This window comes from Vibrio sp. Vb1337, assembly GCF_033338715.1.
In the GTDB taxonomy this organism is placed as follows: Bacteria; Pseudomonadota; Gammaproteobacteria; order Enterobacterales; family Vibrionaceae; genus Vibrio; species Vibrio alginolyticus.
Genome location: NZ_JAWOTD010000125.1, coordinates 1 through 1,297, shown reverse-complemented (window position 1 = coordinate 1,297; position 1,297 = coordinate 1). Strand labels below are relative to the sequence as shown.

At 47.0% G+C, this 1,297-nt stretch carries 2 protein-coding genes; both read left to right on the top strand.

Features of this window, described 5'->3' with window-relative positions; translation table 11 throughout:
- Nucleotides 1-655, top strand: a 655-nt coding sequence (locus R7E42_RS24410) for a putative nucleotidyltransferase substrate binding domain-containing protein (protein ID WP_318073149.1), incomplete at its 5' end; no start/stop codon positions are given.
- Nucleotides 652-1,297, top strand: a 646-nt coding sequence (locus R7E42_RS24405; RefSeq protein ID WP_318073148.1) for a 3'-5' exonuclease, incomplete at its 3' end; no start/stop codon positions are given. The genes R7E42_RS24410 and R7E42_RS24405, both read left to right, overlap by 4 nt.

Below are 1,297 nucleotides of genomic sequence, written 5' to 3'. Positions count from 1 at the left end.
TACGGGCGACATTATGGCTACCAATCCTGAATGGCGAAAAACCAAATCGCAATGGGAAGAGTGCTTTGGCGATTGGATCGATCATCCGACGCCAGAAAGGTTGCTCAACAGCAATATTTTCTTCGATTTGCTAGGGATTCATGGCCGGGTGAAATGGGCAGAGCAACTGAGTAGCTTTATTGTCAGACGAGCCAAAAAGAACAATCGATTTTTGGCTTGTATGGCTTACAACGCAATTCGAAGAACGCCGCCGTTAGGATTTTTTAAAGATTTCGTGATGGAGAAAGATGGGCGTCATCGCAACTCTATCAACCTTAAACGACGCGGTACCGCGCCGCTGGCAGATTTGATTCGAGTGCATGCCTTGGCGATTGGTTCGCGTTTGCAAAACTCGTTTGATCGATTAGACGACATTAATGACGCCGGGATTCTGCCAAAAGGGCGAGGAATGGACTTGCGAGATGCGATGGAGCTTATCTATATGGTTCGAATCCGTCACCAAGCCTTGGATATTGAAAATGGCGACGAGCCGGATAACAACATCGAGCCAGAAAACATGTCCGATTTCGAACGTCGTAATCTGAAAGCGGCATTCCAAATTCTAAGCAATGCGCAGAACTTCATTAAGTTCCGCTACCAAAGAAGCAGTAAATGATGTGGTTGGCAAAAAGTAAGGCGAGTACACCGCTGCTCGATACTTCGCAAACGCCGGAGTGGTCAGTATTGTTTGAGCAGTTGGCAGAGCAAGCGCAAGATCAACGGTTGAAGCGATACTATTCGACTCCTATGGTGAATGGGGATACGCCATTAAAAGAGGTGCCGTTTGTCTCGGTAGATTTTGAAACGACGGGCTTAAATGCAGAAGAGGATGCCATTCTTACCATTGGTCTTGTGCCGTTTACGATTGACCGAGTGCAGTGCAGTGGTTCAGCGCATTGGATTGTAAATCCGAACCGAGAGCTTAATGAGGAGTCTGTCGTTATTCATGGCATTACGGATTCTGAAGTGAAAAACGCGCCCCAATTAACGCAAATACTAGGTGAGATTTTGGATGCACTCGCTGGCAAGGTGGTGCTGGTGCACTACAAGAATATCGAGCGGCAGTTTTTTTATAATGCGCTTTTAAACACCATTGGCGAAGGGATTCAGTTTCCCGTCGTCGATACATTGGATATCGAGTACGCACTTCAACGCCGAGAATGTTCAGGCATTTGGAATAAGTTAAAAGGTAAGAAGCCAGGGTCAGTGAGGTTAGGGCATGCTCGGGAACGATATGGTCTGCCTGCTTATCAACCGC